General features: G+C 70.4%; 20 protein-coding genes, 2 pseudogenes and 1 riboswitch. Of the genes and pseudogenes, 14 read left to right on the forward strand and 8 right to left on the reverse strand.

All coding sequences use genetic code 11. From position 1 onward, the window contains the following. Window positions 1–197: 197 nt before the first annotated feature. A complete protein-coding gene (locus tag CLT68_RS16285) occupies window positions 198–695 on the reverse strand; it encodes a hypothetical protein (protein ID WP_099851911.1) in 498 nt (165 codons plus the stop codon). A 251-nt stretch (window positions 696–946) separates the two neighbouring features. On the opposite strand from CLT68_RS16285, the gene CLT68_RS16290 reads away from it, so the two are divergent. The 5 genes and pseudogenes from CLT68_RS16290 to CLT68_RS16300 all read left to right on the forward strand — a co-directional run bounded on the left by CLT68_RS16290 (window position 947) and on the right by CLT68_RS16300 (window position 7662). Beyond that, window positions 947–3004 (forward strand): DNA topoisomerase IV subunit B, encoded by a 2058-nt coding sequence (locus tag CLT68_RS16290; protein WP_099851912.1) that lies wholly within the window; start codon window positions 947–949, stop codon window positions 3002–3004. Window positions 3005–3105: 101 nt separating this feature from the next. Further along, window positions 3106–3360: pseudogene (locus tag CLT68_RS33815) on the forward strand (DNA gyrase subunit A); the annotation flags it as partial. A gap of 171 nt (window positions 3361–3531) precedes the next feature. Next, window positions 3532–4164, forward strand: a pseudogene (locus CLT68_RS33820) (LAGLIDADG family homing endonuclease); the annotation flags it as partial. A 147-nt stretch (window positions 4165–4311) separates the two neighbouring features. Beyond that, a complete protein-coding gene (locus CLT68_RS16295; RefSeq protein WP_486482436.1) occupies window positions 4312–6894 on the forward strand; it encodes a DNA topoisomerase (ATP-hydrolyzing) in 2583 nt (860 codons plus the stop codon). 249 nt (window positions 6895–7143) lie between these two features. After that, window positions 7144–7662: a TrmH family RNA methyltransferase gene (locus tag CLT68_RS16300; RefSeq protein ID WP_099851916.1), complete on the forward strand. Its 519-nt coding sequence runs from the start codon at window positions 7144–7146 to the stop codon at window positions 7660–7662. A gap of 26 nt (window positions 7663–7688) precedes the next feature. Here the strand turns inward: CLT68_RS16300 and CLT68_RS16305 are convergent, their stop codons facing one another. Then, window positions 7689–8321, reverse strand: coding sequence for an alpha-ketoglutarate-dependent dioxygenase AlkB (locus tag CLT68_RS16305; RefSeq protein WP_099857238.1), 633 nt, complete (start codon window positions 8319–8321; stop codon window positions 7689–7691). A 534-nt stretch (window positions 8322–8855) separates the two neighbouring features. On the opposite strand from CLT68_RS16305, the gene CLT68_RS16315 reads away from it, so the two are divergent. From CLT68_RS16315 to CLT68_RS16335, 5 genes are all read left to right on the forward strand, one after another. Beyond that, window positions 8856–10109, forward strand: coding sequence for an acyltransferase family protein (locus CLT68_RS16315; protein ID WP_099851917.1), 1254 nt, complete (start codon window positions 8856–8858; stop codon window positions 10107–10109). Window positions 10110–10200: 91 nt separating this feature from the next. Then, window positions 10201–10554, forward strand: coding sequence for a hypothetical protein (locus CLT68_RS16320; RefSeq protein ID WP_099851918.1), 354 nt, complete (start codon window positions 10201–10203; stop codon window positions 10552–10554). Between the two features lie 132 nt (window positions 10555–10686). After that, on the forward strand, window positions 10687–11457 hold the full coding sequence (locus CLT68_RS16325; RefSeq protein ID WP_099857241.1) for a hypothetical protein: 771 nt from the start codon (window positions 10687–10689) through the stop codon (window positions 11455–11457). A gap of 284 nt (window positions 11458–11741) precedes the next feature. Next, a riboswitch (cyclic di-AMP (ydaO/yuaA leader) is annotated at window positions 11742–11883 on the forward strand. A gap of 233 nt (window positions 11884–12116) precedes the next feature. Next, window positions 12117–12971, forward strand: a complete 855-nt coding sequence (locus tag CLT68_RS16330; RefSeq protein ID WP_199177066.1) for a C39 family peptidase — start codon at window positions 12117–12119, stop codon at window positions 12969–12971. A 133-nt stretch (window positions 12972–13104) separates the two neighbouring features. After that, window positions 13105–13857 carry an alpha/beta fold hydrolase gene (locus CLT68_RS16335; RefSeq protein ID WP_099851922.1) on the forward strand — a complete coding sequence of 251 codons (753 nt, stop codon included), beginning with the start codon at window positions 13105–13107 and terminating at the stop codon, window positions 13855–13857. 27 nt (window positions 13858–13884) lie between these two features. Here CLT68_RS16335 and CLT68_RS16340 read toward each other — a convergent pair whose 3' ends face one another. The 6 genes from CLT68_RS16340 to CLT68_RS16365 form a co-directional block, all read right to left on the reverse strand. Next, window positions 13885–15213 (reverse strand): polysaccharide pyruvyl transferase family protein, encoded by a 1329-nt coding sequence (locus tag CLT68_RS16340; RefSeq protein ID WP_099857243.1) that lies wholly within the window; start codon window positions 15211–15213, stop codon window positions 13885–13887. Between the two features lie 162 nt (window positions 15214–15375). Next, a complete protein-coding gene (locus CLT68_RS16345; RefSeq protein WP_088947201.1) occupies window positions 15376–16701 on the reverse strand; it encodes a polysaccharide pyruvyl transferase family protein in 1326 nt (441 codons plus the stop codon). Between the two features lie 237 nt (window positions 16702–16938). Beyond that, the gene (locus CLT68_RS16350; RefSeq protein WP_099851923.1) at window positions 16939–18645 is read right to left on the reverse strand and encodes a CDP-glycerol glycerophosphotransferase family protein; all 1707 of its coding nucleotides are present in this window, start codon (window positions 18643–18645) and stop codon (window positions 16939–16941) included. A gap of 42 nt (window positions 18646–18687) precedes the next feature. Next, window positions 18688–20202 carry a bifunctional cytidylyltransferase/SDR family oxidoreductase gene (locus tag CLT68_RS16355; protein ID WP_099851926.1) on the reverse strand — a complete coding sequence of 505 codons (1515 nt, stop codon included), beginning with the start codon at window positions 20200–20202 and terminating at the stop codon, window positions 18688–18690. Window positions 20203–20350: 148 nt separating this feature from the next. Continuing rightward, entirely contained in the window at window positions 20351–21148 is a 798-nt protein-coding gene (locus CLT68_RS16360) for an ABC transporter ATP-binding protein (RefSeq protein ID WP_099851928.1), read from the reverse strand. After that, window positions 21141–22046, reverse strand: coding sequence for an ABC transporter permease (locus tag CLT68_RS16365; protein WP_099851930.1), 906 nt, complete (start codon window positions 22044–22046; stop codon window positions 21141–21143). The genes CLT68_RS16360 and CLT68_RS16365 overlap by 8 nt, the downstream gene beginning before the upstream one ends. Before the next feature lie 164 nt (window positions 22047–22210). Between CLT68_RS16365 and CLT68_RS16370 the strand changes: the two genes are divergently transcribed. The 4 genes from CLT68_RS16370 to CLT68_RS16385 all read left to right on the forward strand — a co-directional run bounded on the left by CLT68_RS16370 (window position 22211) and on the right by CLT68_RS16385 (window position 26789). Beyond that, on the forward strand, window positions 22211–22855 hold the full coding sequence (locus tag CLT68_RS16370; protein ID WP_099851932.1) for a TetR/AcrR family transcriptional regulator: 645 nt from the start codon (window positions 22211–22213) through the stop codon (window positions 22853–22855). 123 nt (window positions 22856–22978) lie between these two features. Beyond that, window positions 22979–24088, forward strand: a complete 1110-nt coding sequence (locus CLT68_RS16375; RefSeq protein ID WP_099851934.1) for a DegT/DnrJ/EryC1/StrS aminotransferase family protein — start codon at window positions 22979–22981, stop codon at window positions 24086–24088. Next, window positions 24085–25113 carry a Gfo/Idh/MocA family protein gene (locus CLT68_RS16380; RefSeq protein WP_099851937.1) on the forward strand — a complete coding sequence of 343 codons (1029 nt, stop codon included), beginning with the start codon at window positions 24085–24087 and terminating at the stop codon, window positions 25111–25113. Before CLT68_RS16375 ends, CLT68_RS16380 begins: the two co-directional genes overlap by 4 nt. An 83-nt stretch (window positions 25114–25196) precedes the next feature. Further along, on the forward strand, window positions 25197–26789 hold the full coding sequence (locus CLT68_RS16385; RefSeq protein ID WP_486482198.1) for a glycosyltransferase: 1593 nt from the start codon (window positions 25197–25199) through the stop codon (window positions 26787–26789). The last annotated feature ends 58 nt before the right edge of the window (window positions 26790–26847 follow it).

Raw genomic sequence — 26847 nt, forward strand, 5'->3', positions numbered from 1 at the left:
TCCATCGAAAGATGAAAGATTCTCTGAGAGCGAGATCAGATCACCCCTGTGCGACGGGCGTCAATGGCCCGTAACAGAATCGTTCGATGAAAGACATGCGCGCGTAGACGTACCGTGCGCCTCGCCGAGGTGGACCAGCACTTCCGGATGACGGTGGCCGTCGACCACGCCGGCCTTCGCCGGGTGGCCGCGCCGAGCTACCTGCCGCTCAGATCGCCGCCGCGCTTGAGCACGGCCGCGCCGGCGGCGTTCAGACCGACACCCCAGAGCAGCAGTACGCACAACCACTGCGCCCACCGCAGCACTGTCATGTCCCCCGAGAGCGGGTTGCGGACACTGCCGAGCGGGGTGAGCCACGGCTGCGCCGGACGCAGGGCGTCCACGGCGCCCAACAGCCCGAACAGGCCTAGCGGCAGGACGATCGTGGCGAGGAACGCGACCACCGTCGACCGCAGCAGCAGACCCAGCCCGGTGCCGACCAGGCCGGCGACGACCTGCACCAGCACGCTGCCCACCGCGACCGTGCCCGCGTGCCGCCACGGCTCGTCGGCGACCTCGGTCCGGTCGGCGGGAGTCGCCGCCGCCACCAGCGCCACCGCGCACAGCACACCCGCCAGCAGGGTGCCCACGAGCAGCCATCTCCGAGCGCGGGTGCCGAGGGAGCGTCGCAGGGCGTCACGTGTCGTCGCGTCCATCCCGGTCGCCTCCCGACGAATGCCCTCGACCAGCCGCGATCATGAGAGCGCACCGACGCCGGTACCTCTGCGTGGTCCCGTGATCACCCGCGGGCTGTTTCCTCGCTCACGTCCGGAGGCCCCCGCGCGGCGGGTCGCGCGGGCCCTCCGGGAGTTGTCCTAGCCTCGGGCTAGGCTCGCTGCGGCGCGCCACGCCGGCTGATGTCGCCGGTGACCGGCTGCACACCGCCGAGACCGGGGAGTACGACCAGTTGACCGCAGAGCCTGACACCCTGTACGGGGCCGATGACCTCACCCACCTTGAGGGGCTGGACGCTGTCCGCAAGCGGCCCGGCATGTACATCGGTTCCACCGACAGCCGTGGCGTGGGTCACCTCGTCAACGAGATCCTCGACAACTCCACCGACGAGGGTGTCGCCGGCCACGCCAGCACCGTCGAGGTGATCCTGCACGCCGACGGCTCTGTGCAGGTCGACGACGACGGCCGGGGCATCCCCACCGACGTGCACGCCAAATCCGGCATCTCCGGCGTCGAGCTGGTGCTCACCCGGCTGCACGCCGGCGGCAAGTTCGGCGGCTCCGGCTACAAGACCTCCGGCGGCCTGCACGGCGTCGGTGCCTCAGCGGTCAACGCGCTGTCCCGCCGGTTCGACGTGACCGTCCGCCGGGCCGGAAAGATCCACGCGATGTCCTTCCGGCACGGCGTCCCGGGCATCTTCGACGGCGACGGGCCGGACGCGCCCTTCACCGCCGGCCCCGGGCTCCAGGTCGTCGGCGCGGTCAAGCGCGGCCAGCGCACCGGCACGTCGATCCGCTGGTGGCACGACGCGCGCTACTTCGAGACCGGCGCCGCGCTCGACGTCGAGGCGGTCCACACCAAGCTGCGCAACACCGCCTTCCTGGTCCCCGGCGTGAGCTACCTGCTGCGCGACCTGACCGGCGAGGCACCCGCCGAGGAGCGGTTCCACTACCCCAACGGGCTCAGCGACATGGTGGAGTTCCTCGCCCCGGCCGGCGACCGGCCGGTCTCCGGCACCCTGCTGGTCAACGGCGAGGGGACCTACCGGGAGAACGCCGCCGACGCCAACGGCGTCATGCAGTCCAACGTGCAGCGGCGCGCCGAGGTCGAGGTGGCGTTCCGGTGGGGCACCGGCTACGAGCGCACCGTCGAGTGCTTCACCAACACCATCCGCAACGCCCACGGCGGCACCCACCGCAAGGGCTTCGAGCGGGCCCTCGTCCGCAGCCTCGCCGACGCGATCCGCAACACCCGCGGCCTACTCAAGGCCAAGGAGGAGCCGCCCACCCTCGACGACGTCCTGGAGGGGATGACAGCGGTGGTGCACGTGCGGATCCCCGAGCCGCAGTTCACCTCGCAGACCAAGGACGAGCTCTCCACCACCGGCATCACCAAGGTCATCCAGACGCAGGTCGACGCGCACGTCAAGGCCTGGCTGGAGGACCGGCGCACCAAGGCCGAGGCCCGCACGGTCCTTCAGAAGATCGTCGACGCGGCCCGGGTGCGGCTCACCCAGAAGCAGCAGAAGGACGCCGCCCGGCGCAAGACCGCCCTGGAGGGCGCGTCCATGCCGCCGAAGCTGGTCGACTGCCGGGCCACCGGCATCGACCGCAGTGAGCTGTTCATCGTGGAGGGTGACAGCGCACTCGGGACGAGTCGCATGGCCCGATCCTCGGAATACCAGGCGCTGCTGCCGATCCGCGGCAAGATCCTCAACGTGCAGAAGGCCAACCTCCAGCAGGTTCTGGACAATGCCGAGTGCGCGGCGATCGTCCAGGTCCTCGGCGCGGGCTCGGGGCGCACGTTCGACCTCTCCGCACTGCGCTACGGCCGGGTGCTGATCATGGCCGACGCCGACGTGGACGGCGCGCACATCCGCACGCTGCTGATCACCCTCTTCGCCCGGTACATGCGCCCGCTGATCGAGGCCGGTCGGCTCTACGCCGCGATGCCGCCCCTGCACAAGATCACCACCAGGGGGCGCAGCCCGCAGACGGTCTACACCTACACCCAGGCCGAGATGGAGACGACGGTCCGCAAGCTGGAAAAGGCCGGCAAGCAGATCGTCACGCCCATCCCGCGCTTCAAGGGTCTCGGTGAGATGGACGCCGACGAGTTGTGGGACACGACGATGAACCCGGCCACCCGCGCCGTACGCCGGATCACCCTCGACGACGTCGACGCCGCCGAACGCATCCTCGAACTGCTGATGGGCGAGAAGGTCGAGCCGCGCCGCAACTGGTTGATCGACTCCGCCGACCGCGTCGACCGGGATGCGATCGACGCATGAGCGAGCGACAGCGAGCGAATTTCGATACAGCGCGATGGTGTCTCATGCCGTTGCGAAGCGACGGCATGAGCGCTTTTTTCGCTCCGATGGAGAGCTGAGTCATGGCACGCCGTAAGGAAAACAAGGTCGACCTCTCCTCGTTCGACCAGGCCGGCGCGCGGGTCTTCGACAACCCGCTGGTCACCGAGGTGTCCGACTCCTACCTGGAGTACGCGTTCTCGGTCATCCACTCCCGCGCGCTGCCCGACGCGCGCGACGGCCTCAAGCCCGTGCACCGGCGCATCCTCTGGTCGATGTACGAGCAGGGCTACCGCCCGGATCGCGGGCATGTGAAGTCTGCCCGAATTGTGGGTGACTGCTTCGTCGCCGGCACACTCGTCTCGACGCCCGCTGGCCTTCGGACCATCGAGGAGATCGAGGTCGGTGACCTCGTTCTGGACGGTGCTGGCGCACCAGTGCCGGTGACCGCTGTCTATCAGAATCCAGTGTCCGACCTCGTGCGCGTGACCTGGAGCAACGGGCACACGATGCTCGTCACGCCGGGCCAACGCTTCCGCGTGGTCGCCGATGATCTTTCGGTTCAATGGGTGGAGGCTCGGGACCTCCCGGGGCGACTGGCGTTGGCGTACGGCAGCCGCCGAAATGTGGTGTCAACACCGACCGGCGACATCTACGACTACGTGCGTGGGCTGCTGGTAGCCGAGGGCTTCCCAGTGCACCGATCTCGCGCGGCGGACGGTCGGGTCCGGATCCACATGTGCGACATTGAGCCGCTCGATGTCGCCCATGGTTGGGCCATCGCCAGTGGGCTGAACGTTTCCCGAGGAAAGCGTGAGGCCGAGAATCCGCTGCACCGCGACCAGCACATTCTTACCTTCAGCCGACACGAAGGACTGCTAGAGGCCACGCGGCCGCTCAGCCGCGACAAGTGTGTGCCCGCCGACATCATTCGCGACCGGTCGGCCTGGGTGCCATTTCTCGCCGGCTTCTTCGATGGAGACGGCTACATTCGTAAGCGTTTTCGGGAGGTTGTCTTCGTCAGTACCAGCGAGGTGCTGGTGCGGCAGATTTACGCCATGCTTGCCGACCTGGGGCTACATGGGCACCATTGGACCAGCGGTCGTGGCTCACAGGAGCACCCTCTTCATGGCCTGTCGGTCAGCGGCCGCGACGCCTCGGATCTCGCCCGTCTTCTGCTGCCGTGGGTGCGGATCGGTTACAAGCACGACGATTTGCAACGGGTCGCCGAGATCGACTACCAGTACGGCGGCAAGCAGGGCCATGACCGGCTGCCGTACGCCCCGGTCATGGCCGCGTTCACGGCCGCGCACCAGGGCGGCGGGTGGTTTCGGGACCGGGATGGCCAAGCGTTTCGCGACTCCCTCTCGGCTAGCGGCGGACCGAAGGTGCGATACGGCAAGGACCGCAATGGCGTCCCGCTCGCTGAACGATCTTTCCAATTAGAGCGTGCGGTACGAGACGGCTGGATCCGCAAACTCCACCGCCTCGGTTCACCGCTCGCTTCTCGGCTGGACGCGTTGGTCGGTGGATCCTTCCTACGGGTCACCTCGGTGGAGCCGGTGTCGCCCGACGTCACCTACGACATTCAGGTCGGCAGCGACGAGCACGCCTTCGTTGCCGAGGGCTACGTCGTCCACAACTGCATGGGTAAGTACCATCCGCACGGCGACACGGCGATCTACGACGCCATGGTCCGCCTCGCGCAGGACTTCTCGCTCAACGTGCCCCTCATCGACGGGCATGGGAATTTTGGATCTCCAGACGATGGCCCGGCTGCCTCGCGTTACACCGAAGCACGAATGTCCCGTGAGGCCATGCTGCTCGTCGGTGAGCTGGGCGAGGACACCGTCGACGTCGAGCCCAACTACGACGGGTCACTGACCCAGCCGACAGTGCTGCCGGCCGCATTCCCCAACCTGCTGGTCAACGGCGCGTCCGGGATCGCGGTCGGGATGGCCACCAACATGATCCCGCACAACCTGGGCGAGGTCGTCCAGGCGGCCCGCTGGCTGATCAACCACCCGGACGCCACTCTGGACAAACTCATGGAGTTCGTCCCCGGCCCCGACCTGCCCACCGGTGGCGTGCTGCTCGGCCTGGACGAGGTGCGCCGGGCGTACGAGACCGGGCGCGGCGTGGTGCGGATGCGCGGCAAGGTGGAGATCGGCCCGATCGAGGGCAGCCGGGGCCGCCAGGCGATCACTGTGGTCGAGCTGCCCTACGGCGTCGGTGCGGAGAAGGTCATCGCGGCCATCACCAACGAGGTCACCAAGACCAAGCGTCTGACCGGCATCGCCGACGTCAAGGACCTCACCGACCGGGAGAGCGGCACCCGCCTCGTCGTCGAGTGCAAGGTGGGCGTCAACCCGCAGGCGCTGCTCGCCGACCTCTACCGGTTGACCCCGCTGGAGCAGTCGTTCGGCGTCAACAACCTGGTCCTGGACGGCGGTCAGCCGCGCACGCTGGGGTTGAAGGCGCTGCTGGAGGTCTTCCTGGCCCACCGTTACGAGGTGGTCACCCGGCGCACCTCGTACCGTCGGCGCAAGCGGCAGGAGCGGCTGCACCTGGTCGACGGTCTGCTGATCGCCCTGCTGGACATCGACGAGGTGGTCCGGCTGATCCGGGGCAGTGACGACGCGCAGGCCGCGAAGGACGGGCTGATGAGCCGGTTCGGCCTGTCCGACATCCAGGCCACCTACATTCTGGACACTCCGCTGCGCCGGTTGACGAAGTTCGACCGGATCGAGCTGGAGGCCGAGCAGGAGCGGCTGCGCGCCGAGATCGCCGAGCTGAGCAAGATCCTCGACGACGAGCGGGTGCTCAAGAAGCTGGTCTCCGACGAGCTGGCCGTTGTGGTCAAGCAGTTCGGCACCGAACGGCGTACGACGCTTGTCGACGGTGACCTCAAGGAGGTGCTGGCCGCGTCCGCGCCGGCCGGCCCGCTGGAGGTCGCCGACGACCCGTGCCAGGTGATCCTCTCCGCGACCGGGCTGGTCGCCCGGACCGCGGCCGAGTCGGAGGAGAGCTCCGAGGGGCGCCGACGCAACGGCCGGGTCAAGCACGACACCGTACGCGCCATTGCGCACTCCACCGCCCGTGGTCGGGTGCTGCTGTTGACCAGTGCTGGCCGGGCCTTCAAGGTCGATGTCCTGCCGCTGCCGGTGTTGCCGGAGCAGGCCGGCACGGTGTCGCTGCGAGGCGGGATGTCCGCGGCCGAGTTGGTGCCGTTGGAGGCGGGGGAGACCGTCGTCGGCCTGGCCCCCCTGGGTGGGCAGGCGGAGGGCTCGCCGGGGCTGGCGCTGGGCACCCGGCAGGGCGTGGTGAAGATCTGCGCTCCGGAGTGGCCGGTGCGCTCCGACGAGTTCGAGGTGATCGGTCTGCGCGACGGTGACGAGGTGGTCGGGGCGACCTGGCTGACCGACGGCACCGAATCGCTCACGTTCGTCACGTCGGAGGCGTCGCTGTTGCGCTTCCCCGCCGGGCTGGTTCGTCCGCAGGGCCTCAAGGGCGGCGGGATGGCCGGCATCAACCTGCCGGCCGGTGCGCGGGTGACGTTCTTCGGCGCGGTCCGCACCGACGACCCGGGGCACGGCGAGCCGATGGTGGTCACCTCCACCGGGGCGACGGTCAAGGTGACGCCGTTCAAGTCGTACCCCGCGAAGGGCCGGGCGACCGGCGGCGTGCGCGCGCACCGCTTCCTCAAGGGTGAGACGGACGTGGCGGTTGCCTGGGTGGGCCCGCGCCCGGTCGGCGCGACCGGCACCGGCGATCCGGTGGAGCTGCCGGCGGCGGACCCCCGCCGCGACGGCAGTGGCTTCGCGGTGATGCTCGGCCCAACGGTGGTAGGCCACCTCATCGAACGGGACTGACCCACCAACCCCGCCGCCCCCCGGGGCGTGCGGGGTGTCCCGACCTCAAGATCCGCGCAACTTCGGGGGAGTTGCTGCCTCCGACATGCCGCAGGCAGCGCTTTCCCTGAAGTTGCGCGGATCTTGGCGTCTGAACGCGGTCCGCGCGCGGGGTATGGTGAGGGTTCTTGTTGTCGGTGATGGCCTGGGTGCGCCGCCAAGCACCTTTCACATGATCTTTCTTCTGTCCGGCGGAGTCGCCGGCGCGGCGTGAGCGCCGCCATCCGGGTCCGGCCAAGGCGTGAGCTGCGTGCCGCCCGCCGACCCCGCCAGCATCGCTGCTGGGGTCATCTGATCGCCGCCCCGCTCTGGCCGCTGCACGGCGCGAACCTGGGCACCCTGCTGCGCACCTGTGACGCGGTCGGTGCCTGCCTGGCCGTGCCGCCGTTCCGGTGGGTGGACGAGGCTCTGGCCCGGGGCAACACCCTGCGCCGGCCGGGCTGTGTCCACCGGGTCGGCAGCCCGCTGCGGTGGCTGGCCGCCGAACGGGCCGCCGGCTCCCGGATTCTCGGGGTGGAGTTGGCCGACGAGGCCGTCAGACTCGGTGACCTGCCCGCCGCTCGGGGGCGCACCGTGGTGCTGCTCGGGCACGAGTCGACCGGCATCCCGCCCGAGGCACTCGACCACCTGGACGCGGCCGTGGAGATTCCCATGGTCGGGCACGGCCAGAGCCTGAACGTCGCCGTCGCCGGGTCGCTGGTCCTCTACAGACTCGCCGGCCTGCTGTAGGGCAGGCCGGGGTGGCGCCGCCAACGTCAGGCGACGTTGACGGGGCGGAACTGCACGCTGACCCGGGGGCCGACGGGGCGGGTGGTTTTCGGGATGGCATGTTCCCAGGTGCGTTGGCAGGAGCCGCCCATCACGATCAGGTCGCCGTGGCCCACCGGGAAGCGCAGGCTGCCGCCGCCGCCACGTGGGCGCAGCAGCAGCGGTCGGGGTGCTCCGAAGGAGACGATCGCGACGATGGTGTCGGTGTGTGCTGACCGGCCGATGGTGTCGCCGTGCCAGGCGACGCTGTCCCGTCCGGAACGGTAGAGGCACATGCCTGCGGTGACGAAGGGCTCGCCCAGCTCGGGCGCGTAGTGCCGGGTCAGCTCCGCCCGTGCCGTGGTGAGCACGGAGTGGGGGAGTTGCCGGTCGCCGCCATACCAGCAGAGCAGGCGGGGCACGTCGACCTCGGTGTCGTACATGGTGCGCCGCTCAGCACGCCAGGGCACCTCGGTGAGCAGGGTGTTGAGGACGGCGTCGGAGCCGCGCACCCAGCCCGGGAGGTGGTCGACCCAGGCGCCCCGGCTGAGCTCGTGTCGTCGGATCTGACCGGGCAGTGGCCCCAGGGCCGGCTCGGCGTCGGCGAGGTCGAGCATCGACGGCTGGTAGGCGGCCTGCATCATGCGGCCACCCTAGCAGCCCTTTCGTACACCCGTGCTATGCCTGTGCCACGCGGATCCCTCAAGATCGTGCTCGATCCTGGATGTAGTGCCCGTGCGATCGAGGAGACTATTTCCAGGATCGAGCGTGACCGTGGCGGGCGCGGCGTTGCTCGCGTGCGACAGCGTCAGTCGCCTACGCCGGCGGGCGTACGGCGTCGAACACCGCGTCCACGACCCGTGCCCTTCCCTGCCCGTCGACGGTGGACCAGGCTTGCGCGGCGCGGCGCGCGCCGCTGCGGCGAGCCGAGCAGCCCGTGCAGGATGCGCGCCGCCGTCGCGCGCGCGGCTCGGGTCCGCCACCAGGGCAGCCTGTGCCTACCCTTCTGCGTTGGCGGGGTGGAACGCGTCCGGTTCACCCGGGAGTGCCCCGGGTAGGGTGCCCCGGGTACGGCCCCTGCTGGGCCGTCGCGGGCGTCGCCGTCGCGCCGTCCGACGTCGTACCGAGGAGGACACGCACGTGCTGGTGACCTTGCCGAGCGTCGGGATCCCAGCATGACGAGCGCCGCCGCGGCGACGGCTGCCCGGCCCGCCCCCGCGTCGGCCCGGCTGCCCTCGCTGACCGGGCTGCGCTGGATCGCCGCGTTGCTGGTCTTCGGATTCCACGCGGGCACCATGCGGATCATCGCCGAGCCGGACTACAAGGCCGTGGTCGACGCGCTGTTCACCCTCGGCCTGTCCGGGGTGCAGTTCTTCTTCATCCTGAGCGGTTTCGTGCTGGTCTGGTCGGCCCGCGTAGGCGACTCCCGGCGCACCTTCTGGCGGCGACGGGTCGCCAAGATCTATCCGAATCACCTGGTGCTGTGGGGGGCGGCGCTGCTGGTCGCCTGGTGGTTCGCCGACCCGGTCCTGCCGGCGGTCGCGCTGGAGAACCTGCTGTTGTTGCAGGCCTGGGATCCCCGACCGGGCTGGTTCTACAGCATCAACACCGTGAGCTGGTCGCTCTCCTGCGAGTTCTTCTTCTACCTCTGCCTGCCGTTGGCGCTGCCGCTGCTGCGCCGGGCCCGGCCGAAGCTGCTCTGGGTGCTGATCGTCGCGCTACCTCTGCTGATCCTCGCGCTCTGGCCGGCCCAGCACCTGGTGCCGGAGGCGAGCCGCTGGTGGTTCACGCAGATCTTCCCGCCCGTACGGTCGCTGGAGTTCTGGATGGGCGCGGTGGCGGCCGAGCTGATGCGCCGTGGCCTCTGGCGGGGCCCGGGGCTGACCGCAGCCAGCGTGATCTTCCTGGCCACCTGGGTGGCAGCGGCAGAATGGATTCGCGCCGAGCTGTGGACCACGCTGCTCGCGGTGGTGTATCTGCTGGTGATCACTGCCGCCGCGGACGCGGACGTCCGAGGTAAGCGTTCCCCATGGCGGTCCCGACCGGTGGTCTGGCTCGGCGAGGTCTCCTTCGCCTTCTACCTGGTGCACGTGCTGGTGATGACGAGCGTGCTGCGCTGGAGCGGTGACTGGGGGACCGGCTTCCAGGGCTGGCGTGGCCCCGTCGCGGTGCTCGGCTTCCTACTGGTGAACCTGGTCCTCGCCGGGCTGCTGCACCGCTTCGTCGAGACCCCGATGATGCGCCGGCTCGCTCCACGCCGCCCGGCCCGCCAGGTGGCCGTCCCTCAGCAACGCACCGCCAGCATTGAAGTCAACGGCCGCGAAGACCGCACCGCCGATGGCGTCGGGACCCAGGCCCAGGCCGGCGAAGCCGCCGTCGGCGACGTCGAGCAGGCCAGCGATCGATCGACGTACGTCGACTCGCGCTGAGGCGTCCGCACTGGTCAGCACGGTCGGCGCGGCGTACGCCGACACGCCCGTGGTCGATGCGCCCGGGCCGGCGTGACGGTAGCGTGGGGGCGTGCTTCCGGTCGCGTTCACCTGTCCCCTGTGGTGGGTGGCGCGCTGGGCGACACGGGTGCTGACCAGCCTCGCCGTCGTCGCGGCCCTGGCGCTTGGCGCAGGCCCGGCCTCGGCCGCCGCGCCAACGCCGACCGCCGCGTCAACGCCGACCGTGCACGCGGCCTCAGCGGTCGCTGAGGGAGCCGCCGAGAAGGCCTTCCCGGTCTGCTCGGTCGACTCGCACCCGGCCCTGCGCGGCCGGGGCGTCATCGTGGTGGCCGGAATGCCGGTGGTGTGCGCGGCCGGGTCTGAACGGCTGCCCCTCGTGGACGGTCCGAGGAGCTGGGCGCCCCGGGCTCCGCCCGGGCGCTGATCCACCGGGAGGAGCGTCCCGTCGCCGCGCCCTGTCGATCCACCCGTCCCGCACCTCGCCGATCCGTGGCCCACCGTGGCCCGGTGGCCGGTGGGGCTCCCACCGCATTGTTCTCTCCCCGAGGTGCCGACCATGGAGACCGTCGTCTTCTACCAGTTCGTGACCGAGGTGCCGCAGGCCGCCGCCATCTGGTCAGCCCTGTTCCTGCTGGCACTGGGCGTACTCATCGTGCTGACCGCCCGCCCCGAGCGGGACCGGCCAACGGACGACCCGGCCCCGGTGGCGCCCACCGCCCGGGAGTTGGCTGAGGCCGAGGCCGTCGACCTGCGTCGGTACGCCGAGGAAGTGGCCGTCGCCGCGGCCGGCGCGGGGCAGAACGCCCGGCGGCGACGGGCTTCCTGGCTGACCGCTCAGGAGCAGATGGAGCGGGCCTGGGGCAGGTACGACGAGGCGGACGCGGCCGCGCGTCGCTTCGCGGGGGCCGGGGCGCTGCCCACCCCGCATACCCCCCGCACCCCCGCCGAGTACGCCTCCCGGGAGCGCTACCTGCATCGCGCGGCGGCGGCGGCGCACTGGCGGGGCGACCTGACCATGGCGCAGTTCGGCGACGTGTTCGGGCACCGGCACGGTTGGGATCCCCGGCGGCACCCGGTCGAGCAGGAGGTGCTGCTGAGCCGGGCGATCCGGGACGCGAGGCTGGCCGACTACCAGGCCGCCGCCACCCGGGAGCGGGCCGCCTGGCGGGACGCGGAACTGGCCGCCGAGTCGGCCCGCACTCTCGCCGAGGAGGCGTACGCGGCAGCGGCCCGGCTGCGGCCGAACCCGGTACCCGCCCGCCGGGCGGCTACCCGGGCGTTCCGCCCTGCCCTCGTGGCACGTTGGCGCCCGGCTCGCGCGGGTTGAGCCCGATCCGTTATGTGAGCCCGGTCATGTCAATGGCGAATCGGGCGTCGGGCACGATTGGCTCGATTTTTCCCGTGATTGTGGCCGCATATTCGGCGGCCTGTCCGGTTGTCGCCCGCAGGCGTCGCCGTAACCGGTTGTCCCATCGAGTCACATCATCGGCAATACGCGCAGAAATTGTCGCGCCGATTGGGGTTTACACAGGTGAACCCGGCTTGGCAGGGTGAGAGCCGGCCAGTACTGTCGTCCTGTCCGGTGCGGTAACCGTTCGCAAGAGGCGACGCCGCGCCGACCCGCTCAATCGTGATGAACGAACCGGGGACCCATCAGTAAGTCCGGGGTGAATCCGCGAGCCACGGCCCGCGGTAGGGCGATCTTCCCGCCCGAATCCGTCAGCTAACCCGGTAGGCGGTGTCGGAAGGAGTTCCATCCTCGTGCAGCACCTTTCCACCCCTCGGTTGTTCCCTCGCCTCCACGGCGTAGCGGTGCCCCCGCTCATTCGTCCAGTGACGGTGAGCTGACCCCCCCGGGTCATCGCCTAACCGCCCGGCCGCGCCGGGCGTTCCCCTGAGCGGTTCACCATCCGCGGACCATCGTCCGCGCGCTGGCGCCTGCCCGGATACCGGTCCCGCCCCGGTGTGCCGCTCTCCCCCCGATCCGTGGAGGACCCCGTGAAGCACACCCTGAAGCGTCAGCTCCGTCGCCTCGCCACCGAGCGTCCGTACCAGATCGTTGCCGCCTCCGCCGCGGCCCTCGCCATCGCCACCACCACCGGCGCCCTGCTCACCACCGCCGACGACGCGCCGGCCAGCCAGCACACCGCGACCACTGTCGCCGAGATGCGCAGCGACACCGCTGCCTCCCGCAGCGAGGCGCGCGACGCGTCCCCCTCGGCCAGCACCGCACCGACCACCGCCGCCCCCGCGCCGGCCACCAGTGCCGCGTCGCCCGCAGCCACGGCCAGCAGCAACCCGGATCTGACCCGTAAGCCGGAGCCGCCGAAGCCGCCCGCGACCAAGGTGCTCGACTACGACTACCAGGCGCAGAACACGTACTACAACTGCGGCCCGGCTGCCACCCGCAACGCGCTCAGCGCCGCCGGCATCGACCGCACCCAGAATGAGCTCGGCGCCGAGCTGGGCACCACCGAGATGGGCACCAACTCGGCCCTGGACACCACCCGGGTGCTCAACGCCGAGGTGAAGGGCTCCCCGTACCGGACCCGGATGTTCGCCGGCACGCCCAGCCCGGCCCAGATGGACCAGCTCCAGGCCGACGTGGTCAAGGCCATCACCGACGGCCGTGGCGTGGTCGCCAACGTCGTCGGCGACGCCACCGACACCAACGGCGGCTGGCACTCCTACGGTGGCGGTCACTACATCGCCGTCGTGGGTTACAAGGACAACGGCCGCACCGTGCGGATCGCCGACTCGGCGAACCCGGCCGACGCGTCGTACTGGATCACCACGATCAACCTGGCCAACTGGATCGCCAGCCGGGGCTACTCCGCCTGACCCAGGCACGTTGACCGCTTCGGGCGCCGTCCTCCACAAGGGGCCGGCGCCCGCGGCGTCTTCACCGGGCGGTCAGGCCTGCGCCGCATCGACGACCCTCGTACCTGGTCGCGAACCGTGGGAGACTGCGGCCGTGGTGGATGAATCAGGTGGCCGGGCAGGCCGTGGGCCGATCCTGTTGCTGCTGCACGGGATGGGGGCGACCGGGGACGTCTGGCTGCCCTCGGCCCCACTGCTGAAGCAGCACTGGCCCGGGCGGTGGCTGGCACCGGACCTTGCCGGTCACGGCTGGTCGGCCCCGCTGCCGTCGTACTCCTTTGATGGGTTCGCCGAGCGGATCGCCCACGGCCTGGTCGCCGACGACCGGATCGTCGTGCTCGGGCACTCGCTGGGCGGGGTGGTCGGCCTGGCGTTGGCCGCCCGCGCCGCCGGGATGCCGGTGGACGCGGTGGTCGGGCTGGGCATCAAGGCGGTCTGGTCACCCGACGAGCTGACCCGCGCGACCGAACTCGCCGCCCGCCCGGTGAGCTGGTTCGCCAGCCGCACCGAGGCGGCCCGCCGCTACCTGCGCGTCTCCGGGTTGGTCGGCCTGGTCGCGCCGGATCATCCGGTGGTGGACGCCGGGTTGCGTCAGGTCGACGGCCGGTGGCGCCTCGCCATGGACCCGACAGCCTTCGGCGTCGGCGAGCCAGACCTGGCCCCGTTGCTGGCGGCGACCGACGTGCCGGTGGTGCTGGCCCGCGGGGAACACGACTCGCTGGTCACCGACGAGCAGCTCAAGGCGTACGGCGTACCGGTCGTCACGCTGCCCGGTCTCGGCCACAACGCACACGTGGAGGACCCGGCTGCCGTGCTGGCGCTGCTCGACCCGTACCGACGCGGGTGAGCTGGATGAAGCGGACGCGGTGGCTGGTCACCTGGCTCCGAGCATCCGGCGGACCCGGCCGGCGACGGCCTGCTTGACCCGCTCGCGCAGTGACCGCGCGTGGAGGGTATTGACCTCTGTCTGGAGCGTCCGGGTTTCGTCCCGCAGCCACTGGATGCGCGTCAGCAACTCCTCGGGAGAGTAGGCGGAGACCGGCCGGACCGCAGCTGGGTAGACGGTCTGGCGGACCTGCTCGTCGAAGCGGGTGGCGCTGTCTCCATCGGCGAACGAGAGGCCGAGGTCGTGCTTGGCGAGGAACGCGGTGATCCGCGCGAAGCGCTCCTTGTGGCCCTCGTTCAGGGCCGTGTAGTCGGCTTCCGCATAAAGTTGGGCAGCGTCGACGTCGGCCGGCGCATCGCGCAACAACCGGTGCGGGATGTCGAAGTATCGGGCCAGCTCCAGGGTGCGCGAGTCGTGCGCCAGCAGATAGCCGGGGATGCCCGAGATCAGCGCCGTGATGGTGCCGTGGATCCGGGTGCCGAAGGCGAAGTCGAACCCGGAGAGATAGTCCATCCAGGGCCACGGGTCCATGAACATCCGCACCTTGTCCTCGACGAAGAGCGGGTGCGAGGTGTGGATCGGCATGTCGGCGGTCTTGCCCCGCAGCTTCGGCGCGTCGCCGTAGAGCAGGGTGCCGAGGGTGTAGAGGTCCTGTGCCACGTAGCGCAGGTTCGGGTAGCGCTGGTGGTGGTGCAGGATGAGGGGGGCCAGCGCCTTGACGTACGGCGAGATGACGAACGCGAGCCGGTCGTCGATGCCCAGGGTCGCCTTCGTCTTCTCGATGCGCAGGCTGTCGCCGTGTAGGAACATCGACGGGCAGCCGATCTGCTCGACAGCCGAGAAACCCAGCTTGCGTAGGTAGTTCTCGGTGATCTCGCCGCGTACGCCGATGCTGTGCGAGTGGTCGAGCACCGCCCGGCAGAACGCGCTGACCGGCTCGTCGATCGGGCGGAGCTGCTCCAGGTCGCCGTCCACGTCGGTCTGCGCCCCGACTCCGAGCACCACCACCGGGATCTTCAGCCGTTCGATCAGCCGAGCCATCGACGTCAGCCGCTTCGCGTAGTCATGGCGGAACGCGTTGGCCAGTGGTATCACGAAGACGTCGTACTTCTCGTTGATCTCGTCGGCGTCGCGTGGGTCCGCCCGGAAGCGCGACGGGGTGATCTCGGCCGTGGAGGTGGCCAGCAGCTTGTGCGCGGCGTGGCTGAAGACCAGATTGCCGGTGTTCTTACCGATCCAGTCCCGCTCGTACGTCTCCTCGGCGCTGAGGACGTCGAACGGGCCCTTGCGGGCGCGCAGCAGGATCCGCTTATGCATCGGTGGCTCCACCTCTCGTCCGGCGGCGGTGGCGTCCGACCCCGGAGATCGCCCGGCAGTGTCCCGGGAGGCAGCACATCCGTCACCTCCGGGCCCCGCGATACTAGGCCACCGGCCGGCCGGCGGCCGCACGCGGCGATCGGCCCGCAGGATCGCGGCGGGTCAACGATTCAACAAGCGTCGCACCCGGCCGCCGACCGCCTGCCTGACCCGGGTCCTCAGCTCTTGCTGCTTGAGGGTCTCGACCTCGGTCAGCAGCCTTCGGTTGTGGTCGCGCAGCCACTGCACCCGTTCCAGCAGCACATCGGAGCCGGTGGCGCCGGCCGGGCGGACGGCGGGTGGGAAGGTGGTGGCGCGGACCTGCTCGTCGAAGCGGGTGGCGCTGTCGCCATCGGCGAAGGCGTGCCCCAGGTCGTGCTTGGCGAGGAAGGCGAGCATGGTCTCGAAGCGGGCCTTGTGCCCGTTGTTCAGCGCCGTGTAGTCGGCCTCCGCGTAGAGGTCGGCGGCGTCGACATCGGCCGGCACGTCCGCCATCACCCGGTGCGGGATGTCGAAGTACCGGGCCAGCTCGAGCGTGCGCGAGTCGTGCGCGAAGAGGTAGCCCGGCGTGCCGGCCACCAGCGCGGTGATGGTGCCGTGGATGCGGGTACCAAAGGCGAAGTCGAACCCGGACAGATACTCCATCCAGGTCCACGGGTCCACGAACATGCGCACCTTGTCCTCCGTGAACAGGGGGTGCGAGGTGTGGACGGGGATCGCGCTGGTTTTCCCTCGGTCCGCGGGAGCGTCGCCGTAGAGCAGCGTGCCGAGGGTCTTCAGGTCCTGCGGGAGGTAGCGCAGGTTCGGGTAGCGCTGGTGGTGGGCGGAGACCACCTCCGCCATCGACTTCACGTACGGCGAGATGGTCAGCGCGACCCGGTCGTGCGGGGTCAGGAACTCCTTGCGCTTCTCCACCCGCAGGCTGTCACCGTGCAGGAACATCGACGGGCAGCCGATCACGTCGACCGCGGAGAAGCCCAGGGTGCGCAGGTAGCTCTCGGTGATCTCGCCCCGAACCCCGATGCTGTGCGAGCGCTCCAGCACGGCCCGGACGAAGCGGCTCACCACGTCGTCGATCGGGCGCAGGTATTCCCGGTCGCCGGCGACGTTGGTCTGCACGCCCACCCCGAGAACCACCACCGGGATCTTGAGCCGCTCGATCAGCTTGGTCATGGCCGCCACGCGATGCGCGTAGCTGCGCCGGAAGGCGTTGGCGAGCGGGATGACGTACACGTCGTACTGCTCGTTGATCTTGTCGGCGTCGCGCAGGTCGATCTTGAACTCGGTGGAGGTGATCTGCGCCGTCGTTGTGCGGAGCAGCTTGTGGGCGGCGTGGCTGAAGACCAGGTTCCCGTTGTTGTCGCCGATCCAGTTGCGTTCGAAGGTCTCCTCCGGCGCGTAGACGTCGAAGGGGCCCTTCTTGGCCCGCATAAGGATCCGCTGGTGCATCACTAGCTCCACCTCTCGTCCGTGGCGACGTCCGCCCGGAACACCCCGGACCGGCCGGGATCGGCGGTGCGCATCGAGCACCTCCGGCCCCGCGATTTTAGGGCACGCGACAGCTGACGCCTCGGACCGTACCCGTCCAACCGTTCCCCAGCTGGCCAAGCGGGCGGCCCGCCCAGGCTGCTCTCCCCGGACCGCCGGGGGTGACCGAGGCCGGGCCGCCCCCGGCGGCCCGGCGGCTCAGGTGGTGGGGGAGGCCGCCAACCGGTCCGGCTCGACCGGCCGCCCGGGCGACGGCGGGCTCCAGCCCGGTTCCAGCTCGCGCCTGGCGGCGTCCAGGAACGCGTCGGCGTACGACTCGGCGGGGAAGTCACCGAGGTAGCGCCGCCGGGTCGCCCAGCGCTCCGGTGCCATCGGATCGGCGCCGAGCAACCGGCCCAGCACATCGTCCAGGTTCGTCATGTCCCGGTGCAGCACGTAGCCCGCGCCGGCCAGCGGGAACCGCTCGGTGAACCGGTCACCCTCACCGCCCATGTCGGTCACCGCGAAGGGCTTGCCCGAGTAGAGGTAGTCCGAGATCACCCCGGAGACGTCGGAGATCAGCGCGTCGGAGCGGTTCACGCAATCCACCAGGCTCAGGTCGCGGCCGGCGGCACCCCAGACGTGTGGCCGGCCAGTCCGCGCCCGGTCCGCCGCGAGCAGCTCGGTCAGCCGACCCAGCTGCCGTGCCGATGTCGGGTTCTGCGTGGTGTACGGGTGGGCGCGCAGGATGACCGTTACGCCCCGGTCGAGCAGCTTGCGCAGCATCGGTTCGGCCACCGGCAGCGAGCAGTAGTCCGCGTCCGCGTGGTGTCCCGTCCAGGTCGGGGTGTAGAGCACCGTGCGGGGTGCCTCGGCAGCCAGGGGCTCCGGGCGTACGTTTATCGACTCGACCTGCGGGCGGCCCACTACCACGAACTTCTCCGCAGGGATCTGCACCCCGGCCCGGGCGTACCGGTCGATTGCCGCCGGGCCGGCCACGAAGATCCGGTCGAAGATCCCCGACACCGGGTTGGCGCTCGGCGCCTTGTCGCTGTCGCCGTGGTGCAGCTGGACGTGGGTGAGCTGGGTGAAACGGATGCAGTGGCTGTTCTTCGCACCGTGGTTGACGTAGAACGCCGCCCGGAGGCTCGGCACCAGCACCTCGTCCATCGCCCTCAGGGTGGGGCAGTAGACCACTGGCGCATCGGTGGCCGCGGCGATCGGGGCCAGGAACTCCGGCTCCCGCAGCACGACCATGAACGGCCGGCCGATCCGCTCCAGATACGGCAGCCACATGGTGACCTGGTACTCCGAGCCGGGAGGCGCGGAGAAGTAGAGCAGGAACTCCGGCTGGTGCCGGCGCAGCGCCTGGCCCACCGCCCCGCCGCCGGCCGGTGGCCGGAACCGGCGCCGGGCCAGATCCAGCGCGATCGCGCCGGCGCCGGCGCCGACCAGCAGGGCCGCCGCGAGAGCGACCAGGGCCGGCATGGTCGCTGCGGCGGCCAGCGCCACCACGGCGAGAAGCCCGAGCAGCGCGTCGCCGAGGTGCGTGGCGACCGGCACCGTCCAGGACCGCACCGGCAGGTTGGCCGCCCGGATCTCCAGGTTGCCGGCGTGCCGCAGCGGGCCCACCAGCAGCACCAGCCCGAGCAGCACCAGCGCGGCGGCGGCCAGCGCGGGGTCGAACCCACCGTCCAGCCGTCGGGCGTAGCCGACCAGGACGGCGGCGGCGATCAGTGTCGTCTCGGCGGCGGTGTCCGCGCCCTGGCGGATCCGTCGCTCAGCGGCGGTGGCGACGAGGGCGGCCACCGCCAGCGCCAGCCCCCAACCGGTCGCCCCGGTCAGCGCCACGACCAGGAAGGCCAGCACGGCCAGCCCGATGCTCAGGCACCGTGCGATCAGTTTCCGGACCAGGTCACCACGCATGTCGCTCCGTTCACCATCGTCCCGGTCAGCAGTGCTCGGCCGTCAGCCGACGGTCGCCGAGGCGACATTGGTCTCGTCGGCCACCCGCGGCGTCTGGGCCGGCACGGCCTGCGTCGCTTCGCCCGGCGCCCGGCGTACGTCGATGACCTGCCCGGTGAGCTCCGAGATCAGCACGTCCAGCGACGACTGGGCGACGGCCTCCGCGGCGAGCAGGGTGTGCTCCGGCTCCTCGCCGAAGGCCCGCGTCCGCATCGGGGTGGCGGTCCGCTCCGGGTTGATGCAGTTGACGCGTACGCCGACGTCGGCCCATTCGTCGGCGAGCGCCTGGGTGAGGTTGACCAGGGCGGCCTTGGTGGCCGAGTAGAGCGCGTAGCGGGCCCGTCCCCGGGTGTAGGAGCTGGACGTGTAGAGCAGCAGCTGGCCCTTGGTCTGCTGCAGATACGGAAGGGCCTGGCGGGCGATGGTCACCGGGCCGACGAAGTTGACCTGGAGCAGCCGGTCCATCGTCTCCTCGTCCATCTCGGCGAGGGCGCCCCTCTCCAGGATGCCGGCGGTCACCACCACGTGGTCGATCCGGCCGGTGGCCTCGAAGGCGGTCTTCAGCGCGGCCTCGACGTCCCCGGCCCGCTCCACGTGGGTGCCGGTGGTGGAACGGCTGAACGGGAAGACCTGGGCACCGTAGCGACGGGCCAGCTCGGTCAGCTCGTGGCCGATGCCGTAGCTGCCGCCGAACACGACGACGGTGCGGCCGATCAGCTCCTCGCTGTAGCTGCGGTGGTCGGTCAGCCGGGGCGCCTGCGCCGCGGCGAGCTGGAAGAGCTTGTCCGCCAGGTGCACGTCGACCGGGTGGGTGACCTTGATGTTCTCGTCCGAACCGTCGATAACCTTGATCGGCGTGCCGGGCAGGTAGCGCAGCACCACACCGCAGTCGTCGGTGGCGGCGAAGTTCGGGTCGCCCTCGGCGATCCGGTACGCCTCGCGGATGGTGGGGGAGCGGAACGCCTGGGGGGTCTGGCCGCGGCGCAGCGCGGAGCGGACCGGAATGTCGGTGATGCAGTCGTTCTCGTCGACCTGGATGATCGTGTCCGCCGACGGGATGGCCACGTCGACCGCGGAGTAGCTCCAGAGCGCGTTCACGCACTCGCGGACGATCCGACCGCTGACCAGGGGCCGCACCGCGTCGTGGAAGAGAATGTTGACGTCGCCCTCGCCGACCGCGTCGAGCGCGATGCGGGTGGTGGCGTTGCGGGTGTCGCCACCCTCGATCACCTTGGTCACCTTGCGGAAGCCGGCCTTGTCGACGATCTGCTGGGCGTCGGGGACGTGCCCGGTCGCCATCAGCACAATGATCTCGTCGATCTCCGGGGCGGCCTCGAAGATGGCCAGGGTGTGCTCGATGATCGGCTTGCCGGCGATCTTCAGCAGCTGCTTGGGGATGCCGAGCCCGAGTCGCGTCCCCGTACCCCCGGCGAGGATCACGGCCACTGTCCGCGAGGGGCGCCAGAGTGCCGGGCTCGCCGGCGTGGCACCCGGTGCGGGGCTGTGATCCTGGATCATTCTGCTGGTCCTCGCTTCCACCGAAAGGGTGTTTTGTGCGTCGATGACGAGATATGAACTGTGGTCGACGCCCTGGAAACCTTAGCGCCTACGACTGACCGCACCGACCGGGCAAGCGTGCGCCCGGCCGATGCGGTCGTCGACCTGTCTACTTGCCTTCGTAGGCGTTGCACACCTCGTCGGTCGGGCCGTCCATCTTCAGGACGCCACTCTCCAGCCAGATGGTCCGCTCGCAGGTGTCCCGGATCGAGCCGATTGAGTGGCTCACCAGGAAGACGGTGCCGGCGCTGTCGCGCAGTTCGCGGACCCGCTGTTCGCTGCGGCCCCGGAACTTGCGGTCACCGGTGGCGAGCGCCTCGTCGATGAGCAGCACGTCGTGCTTCTTCGCCGAGGAGATGGCGAAGCGCAGCCGGGCGCCCATGCCGGAGGAGTAGGTGCGCATCGGCAACGAGGCGAAGTCGCCCCGTTCGTTGATCCCGGAGAACTCGATGATCTCCGGAGCCAGCCGCTTCACCTCCTCGGGAGGCATGCCCATGGCCAGGCAGCCGAGCACCACGTTGCGCTCGCCGGAGAGGTCGTTGAGCAGGGCCGCGTTCACGCCGAGCAGCGAGGGCTGGCCGAGCGTGTAGACCGCGCCCCGGGCCGGGGGGAGCAGGCCGGCGATGGTCCGCAGCAGGGTCGACTTGCCGGAGCCGTTGCTGCCGATCAGCCCGATGGCCTCACCCTGGTACGCGGTGAAGCTCACGCCCTTGACCGCGTGCACCTCGCGGATGTTCGGCGCGCTGGTGCGGGACACGATGCGCTTGAGGGCGGAGACCGGGCTGGTGGTGCCGGTGGCGCCCTTGTGGATCTTGTAGATCACGTGCACGTCGTCCACCACGACGGTGGGCACGCGCCCCGTGTCCACCACGGTGGCGTCCACCGCGGGCAGGGTCTGCTCAGCCACGGCCGTACTCCTTTTCTCCGCGCCAGAAGTAAACGAACCCGCCGAAGCCGACGGCGACTGCCCAGCCCGCGGCGAGGAGCCACAGCCGAGTCGGTGAGGACGCGATGTGGTCGGGGTACGCCGATTCGAGCAGTGAATACCGGGCCAGCTCGATGTAGACCAGGATCGGGTTGGACTCCAGCGCGGTCGCCGCCCAACCGGGAAGCCGTTCCGCGAAGAGCGTGACGCTGTAGAGCACGCCGGAGCCGTAGAGCCAGGCCCGCATCACGAACGGCATGACCTGCTTCAGGTCGGTGACCTTCGAGCCGATCCGGGCCATGATCATGGTCAGCCCGATGTTGAAGATCGACTGGAGTAGGAGCGTTGGCGCGATCAGCAGCCAGCGGAAGGTGATCGGCTCCCCGGTGGCCAGCACGATCGCGGCCAGCACCAACATCGACATGAGCAGCTGCTGGAACTGCACCAGGGTGACAGTGATCGGCAGGGCGGCGCGCGGGAAGTGCAGCGCCCGGATCAACCCGAGGTTGCCCGTGATCGCGCTGGTGCCCTGCAGCGCCGCGCTCTGGGTGAACGTGAAGATGAAGATGCCGGTGCAGAGGTAGGCGATGAAGTTCGGCACGTGCCGGTCCTGCGCCACGATCACGCCGAAGATCAGGTAGTAGACCGCCGCGTTGGTGAGCGGGGTCAGCACCTGCCACAGTTGGCCGAGTTGCGTGTTGCTGAACGACGACGCGACCTTCGCCCGCGAGTATGCGGACATGAAGTGTCGATAAGCCCACAGTTGGCGGGCGTACGCGCCCAGGGACGGAGGTTCCCCGGCGACCTTCAGCCCGTACCGCTGCGCGAGCTGGGCGCGGGTCAGCCCGGATTCGAGGTCGGCCACCGCGGTGTTGGCCATGGTGAGGCGCTCCGATCTTTCGTGCTGATGGGGAGCAATGAGAATGCTTCGCGGCGATGAAATCTAGCGTGGCCGGTATGGGGAGGCCGCTCCGCTGCTGCGTGGAAGGTAGTGGAAAACACGTCAGGACGCAACCGTAGCGTCGTTGCGCTACATTGTCCCACGTGACGACCGAGAAGAGGCGTGCTCCCGCCGGTGCGGCCGTTCTTCGCGACGACATCACCACGGCCATCCGCCGAGCCGTCATGCAGGAACTGGCGCAGGCCGGCTACGGCCGGTTCTCCATCGAGGCGGTCGCCCGACGGGCCGGTGTCAGCAAGACGGCGATCTATCGGCGGTGGCGTTCGAAGCTGGAGCTGGTGATCGACATGGTGAGCGCGGTCGCCGGGAAGAAGCTGCCGCTGCTCGACACCGGCAGCCTGCAGGGCGACGTCCAGCTGCTGCTCATGGTCGCCTCGGGGGCCCTTGGCCACCCGCTGGCCTCGCAGATCATTCCGGACCTGCTGGCCGAGGCGGCGCGCAACCCGCAGATCGCGGAGACCCTCCAGCGGGCGCTGCGCGACTACCAGGTCCGGATCGGGGAGATGGTCGTCGGCCAGGCGGTCGACCGGGGAGAACTGCCGGCCGGCACTGACCCGTCGGCGGCGATCGATCTGATCATCGGCCCGATCTACTGGCGGCTCGCGATCTCCCGATCGCCGCTGGACACCACCGAGCTGACGAACATGGCTAACGCGATCGTGGCCGCGTTGCGGATAACATGTGCTGGTTTGGTGGAGAGTCAGGCGCCCAGAATGCCGGCCCAGTGACCGAGCCCCCACCCGACCAGGCCGCGCGTGAACCTGCGCCCGTACGAGTCTCCGCAGATTTCAACGGGCTAGTATCGCCATCCGAACCCCCGCCTGCACCGTCTAGACCCAGGAGGATCCCCCATGGCTGGGCAGAACCCAGACTTCATCCCACCGGCACGTCCGATCATCGGTGAAGCTGAGATCGAGGCGGCTGTGCGGGTGCTGCGCAGCGGAAAGGTGGTGCAGGGGCCGGAGGTGGCGGCGTTCGAGGAGGAGTTCGGCGAGCTCGTCGACGGTCGGCACTGCGTCGCCGTCAACTCCGGCACATCGGCGCTCCAGCTGACCCTGATGGCGCTCGGGTTCGGCCCCGGCGACGAGGTCATCGTGCCCTCGTTCTCCTTCGCGGCCAGCGCCAACGCCGTCCGGCTGGTGGGTGCTCAGCCGGTCTTCGTCGACATCGAGGCGGGCAACTTCTGCGTCGACCCGGAGGCGGTCGCCGCGGCGATCACCCCGCGCACCGTCGCGATCATGCCGGTGCACCTCTACGGCCACCCCGCCGCGATGGACAGGATCATGGCGATCGCCGAGCGGCACGACCTCGCCGTCGTCGAGGATGCCGCCCAGGCGCACGGGGCCGGCCTGCACGGCACCCCGGTCGGCGCCTTCGGCACCGCCGGCTGCTTCAGCTTCTACCCCACCAAGAACATGCACTCCCTGGAGGGCGGCATGATCAGCACCGGGGATGCCGGGCTCGCCCGCACCCTGCGGCTGCTGCGCAACCAGGGCATGGAGCAGCGCTACGCCAACGAGATCGTGGGCGCCAACATGCGGATGACCGACGTGGCGGCGGCCATCGGTCGGGTGCAGCTGACCCAGCTCGGCGAGTGGACCGAGCAGCGTCGCGCGAACGCGAAGTTCCTCGACTCCACCATCACCAGCCTGGTCACCCCGCCGGTGGCCGACGGCGCCCGGCACGTCTACCACCAGTACACGGTGCGCGCACGGGGCGACCGGGACGCCACCCAGCAGCGCCTGACCGAGCTGGGTATCGGCAACGCTGTCTACTACCCGACGCCGATCCACCGGCTCAAGCCCTACCTCACCGAGGACGGCAAGCCCGGTCCGTGGGAGCTGCCGGAGACCGAGCGGGCCGCCGCCGAGGTGATCTCGCTGCCGGTGCACCCGTCGCTGACCCAGGTCGAGCTCGACCGGATCGCCGAGGGTGCGAACCTCGCCGGGGGTGCCCGATGAACGAGCGGGGCAAGCTGCGCGCAGGCCTGATCGGCCTCGGTGCGATGGGTCGCAATCACGCCCGGGTGCTCTCCAACCTGGACGGCGTCGAACTGGTCGCCGTCGTCGACCCGGCCGGCGACACCACCGGCACCCTGCGGGCCCCGGTGGTCCCGGAGCTCGGTGACCTGCTGGCGATGGGCATCGACTACGCGGTGGTCGCCTGTCCGACCGCGCTGCACGAACGGGTCGGCCTGGAGTTGGCATCCAACGGGGTGTGCGCGCTGATCGAGAAGCCGCTGGCCCAGTCCGTCGAGACGGCCACCCGGCTGGTCGAGGCGTTCGAGTCCGCGGGTCTGGTCGCCGGCGTCGGTCACATCGAGCGCTACAACCCGGCGCTGCAGAGCCTGCGTACCCGGCTGGAGGCCGGTGAACTGGGCGAGGTCTTCCAGGTCGTCACCCGGCGTCAGGGCCCGTTCCCGCACCGGATCGCCGACGTCGGCGTGGTGATGGACCTGGCCACCCACGACATTGATCTCACCGCGTGGGTGACCGGTCAGGAATACGCATCGGTCTCGGCTCGAACGGTCTCCCGGAGTGGCCGGCTGCACGAGGACATGGTCGCCGTTGTCGGCCAACTCGCCGACGGCACGATGGTCAATCACCTGGTCAACTGGCTGAGCCCGCTCAAGGAGCGGTCCACCGTGATCACCGGTGACAAGGGCTGCTTCGTCGCCGACACGCTCACCGCAGACCTCACCTACTACGCCAACGCTGCCATCGACACCGAGTGGGAGGCGCTGCGCGCGTTCCGGGGCGTGGCCGAGGGCGACATGGTCCGCTACGCCATTCCGAAGCGGGAGCCACTGCTCGTCGAGCACGAGCGGTTCCGTGACGCGGTCGAGGGCAAGGAGAGCGACATCGTCACCCTGCGGCAGGGTCTGCGTACCGTGCAGGTCGCGGCGGCGCTGCTGGAGTCGGCCTCCGACGGCAAGGTCCTGTCGGTCGTGCCCGGCGGCAGCGACGCGGAGCCTGCACTGCGATGAGCCCGGCGCCGGCTCGGCGGGTGGTCTCGGTGGTGCGGCGGCGCGTTCCGCGGCGTTTGCGTATCGCGCTCCGCCGTGCCGCCGTGGGCACGCGGCCCTGGGAGACCCCTTCGGTACGCGAGCTCTGTGAGCTTCCCGCTGGTACGCCGCTGCTGGTGCACGCGGGCGGGGTCGCAGGCGACCGGGCGCTGGCCGGCGTGGTACGCGCCATGGCCCGGTTGCCCGAGTTCCACCTGGCGCTGGTCCGCGGCGAGGCGGAGCGGGCGGCCACCGAGGACCTGATCCGCCGGGCCGGCAAGGCCCGGCGGCGGATCCACGAGGTGCCGCGCCCGAACACGATGACCGCAGCGTTCCTCGCCTCGGCGGACGTGGCCGTGTTCGGGTTCGAGCCGGACGCCGGTCTCGCGCTGCTCGACACCTACCTCGCCGCCGGGCTGCGCGTCGTCGCGGCGGACAGCCGGGCGGCCCGCGAGCACCTGGCCCGGCACCGGGCCGGAGACTTCTTCGCGCCCGGTTCGCTGCCCTCCTTTGCGAAGGCGGTGGAGCGGGCCTGGCAGCGCGGGGACGCGCCGCCCGCACCGGACGAGCTGCCGGTCGCGCCGATCGAGGCTGGCACCCCGGGTCCCTGGCGGGCGCTCGGCGCCGGTCCCGTCCGGTTGGGGCTGGGCACGGCCAACTACGCCGGGCAACTCTCCGCCCTGGCGGTGGCGATCACCGCCGCGCGGGCGGACGTCGGCATCGAACTGGTGATGGCCAAGCCGCCGGCCACCTATCGCTACCCGGCCGACCGCTACCTGAACTACCCGGGCGAACACAGGCTCGACGTGCAGGCGGAGCAGGCCCTCCGGGTGCTCGGCTGGTACACGCACCTGATCGTGGACGCGTTCCGCCCGGTGCTCGGCCGGGGCAACGGCGACGACATCTCCGCAGACCTGCCCGCGCTGAGCCGGGCCCGGCTCAAGGTCGCGTTGCTGGCGCACGGCAGCGAGATCCGCCATCCGGGCGCGCACCTGGAGCGGCATGCCGAGTCCGCGTTCCGGGACGCGGACTCCGAACTGCGCGAGCGGCTCACCATGGTGGCCGAGCGGAACCGGCGCACCGCAGAGGAGAGCGGCCTGCCGTTCTTCGTGACCACCCCCGACCTGCTGGACGACGTGCCGTTCGCCACCTGGGCGCCGCTGATCGTCGACGTGGACGGCTGGGCCTGCGACCGCCCGGTGCTGGAGCGCGCCCGGCCGGTGGTGCTGCACGCACCGTCGAATCGCTGGACCAAGGGCACCGACCGGCTACTGCCCCGGTTGCAGGAGCTGCACGACCAGAGGCGGATCGAGCTACGGCTGGTGGAGGGACTGCCCTATAGCGAGATGCGCCGGCAGGTGCACGACGCTGACATCATCGTCGACCAACTCGTGATCGGCAGCTACGGCACGTTCTCCTGTGAGGGGATGGCCGCCGGCAAGGTGGTGGTGGCGTATCTCAGCGAGAGCGCGCACCGCGCGGCCGACGTCCAGCCGCCGATCGCGAACGCCACGCCCACCACGCTCGTCAAGACGATCGAGTCGTTACTCGACGACCGTGCCGGGGCGACAGCCCTCGCCGCGGAGGGTCTCCGTTATGTCCGTGAACACCACGACGGCCGGCGCACCGCGCAGGTCTTCGACGCTTTCCTCCGGTGATCGGCGCCGGTCGTCGCACCGGCGACCGCTGATCCGCGCCCGTGCAGGACCTTGAACA

Source organism: Micromonospora sp. CNZ299 (genome assembly GCF_002754415.1).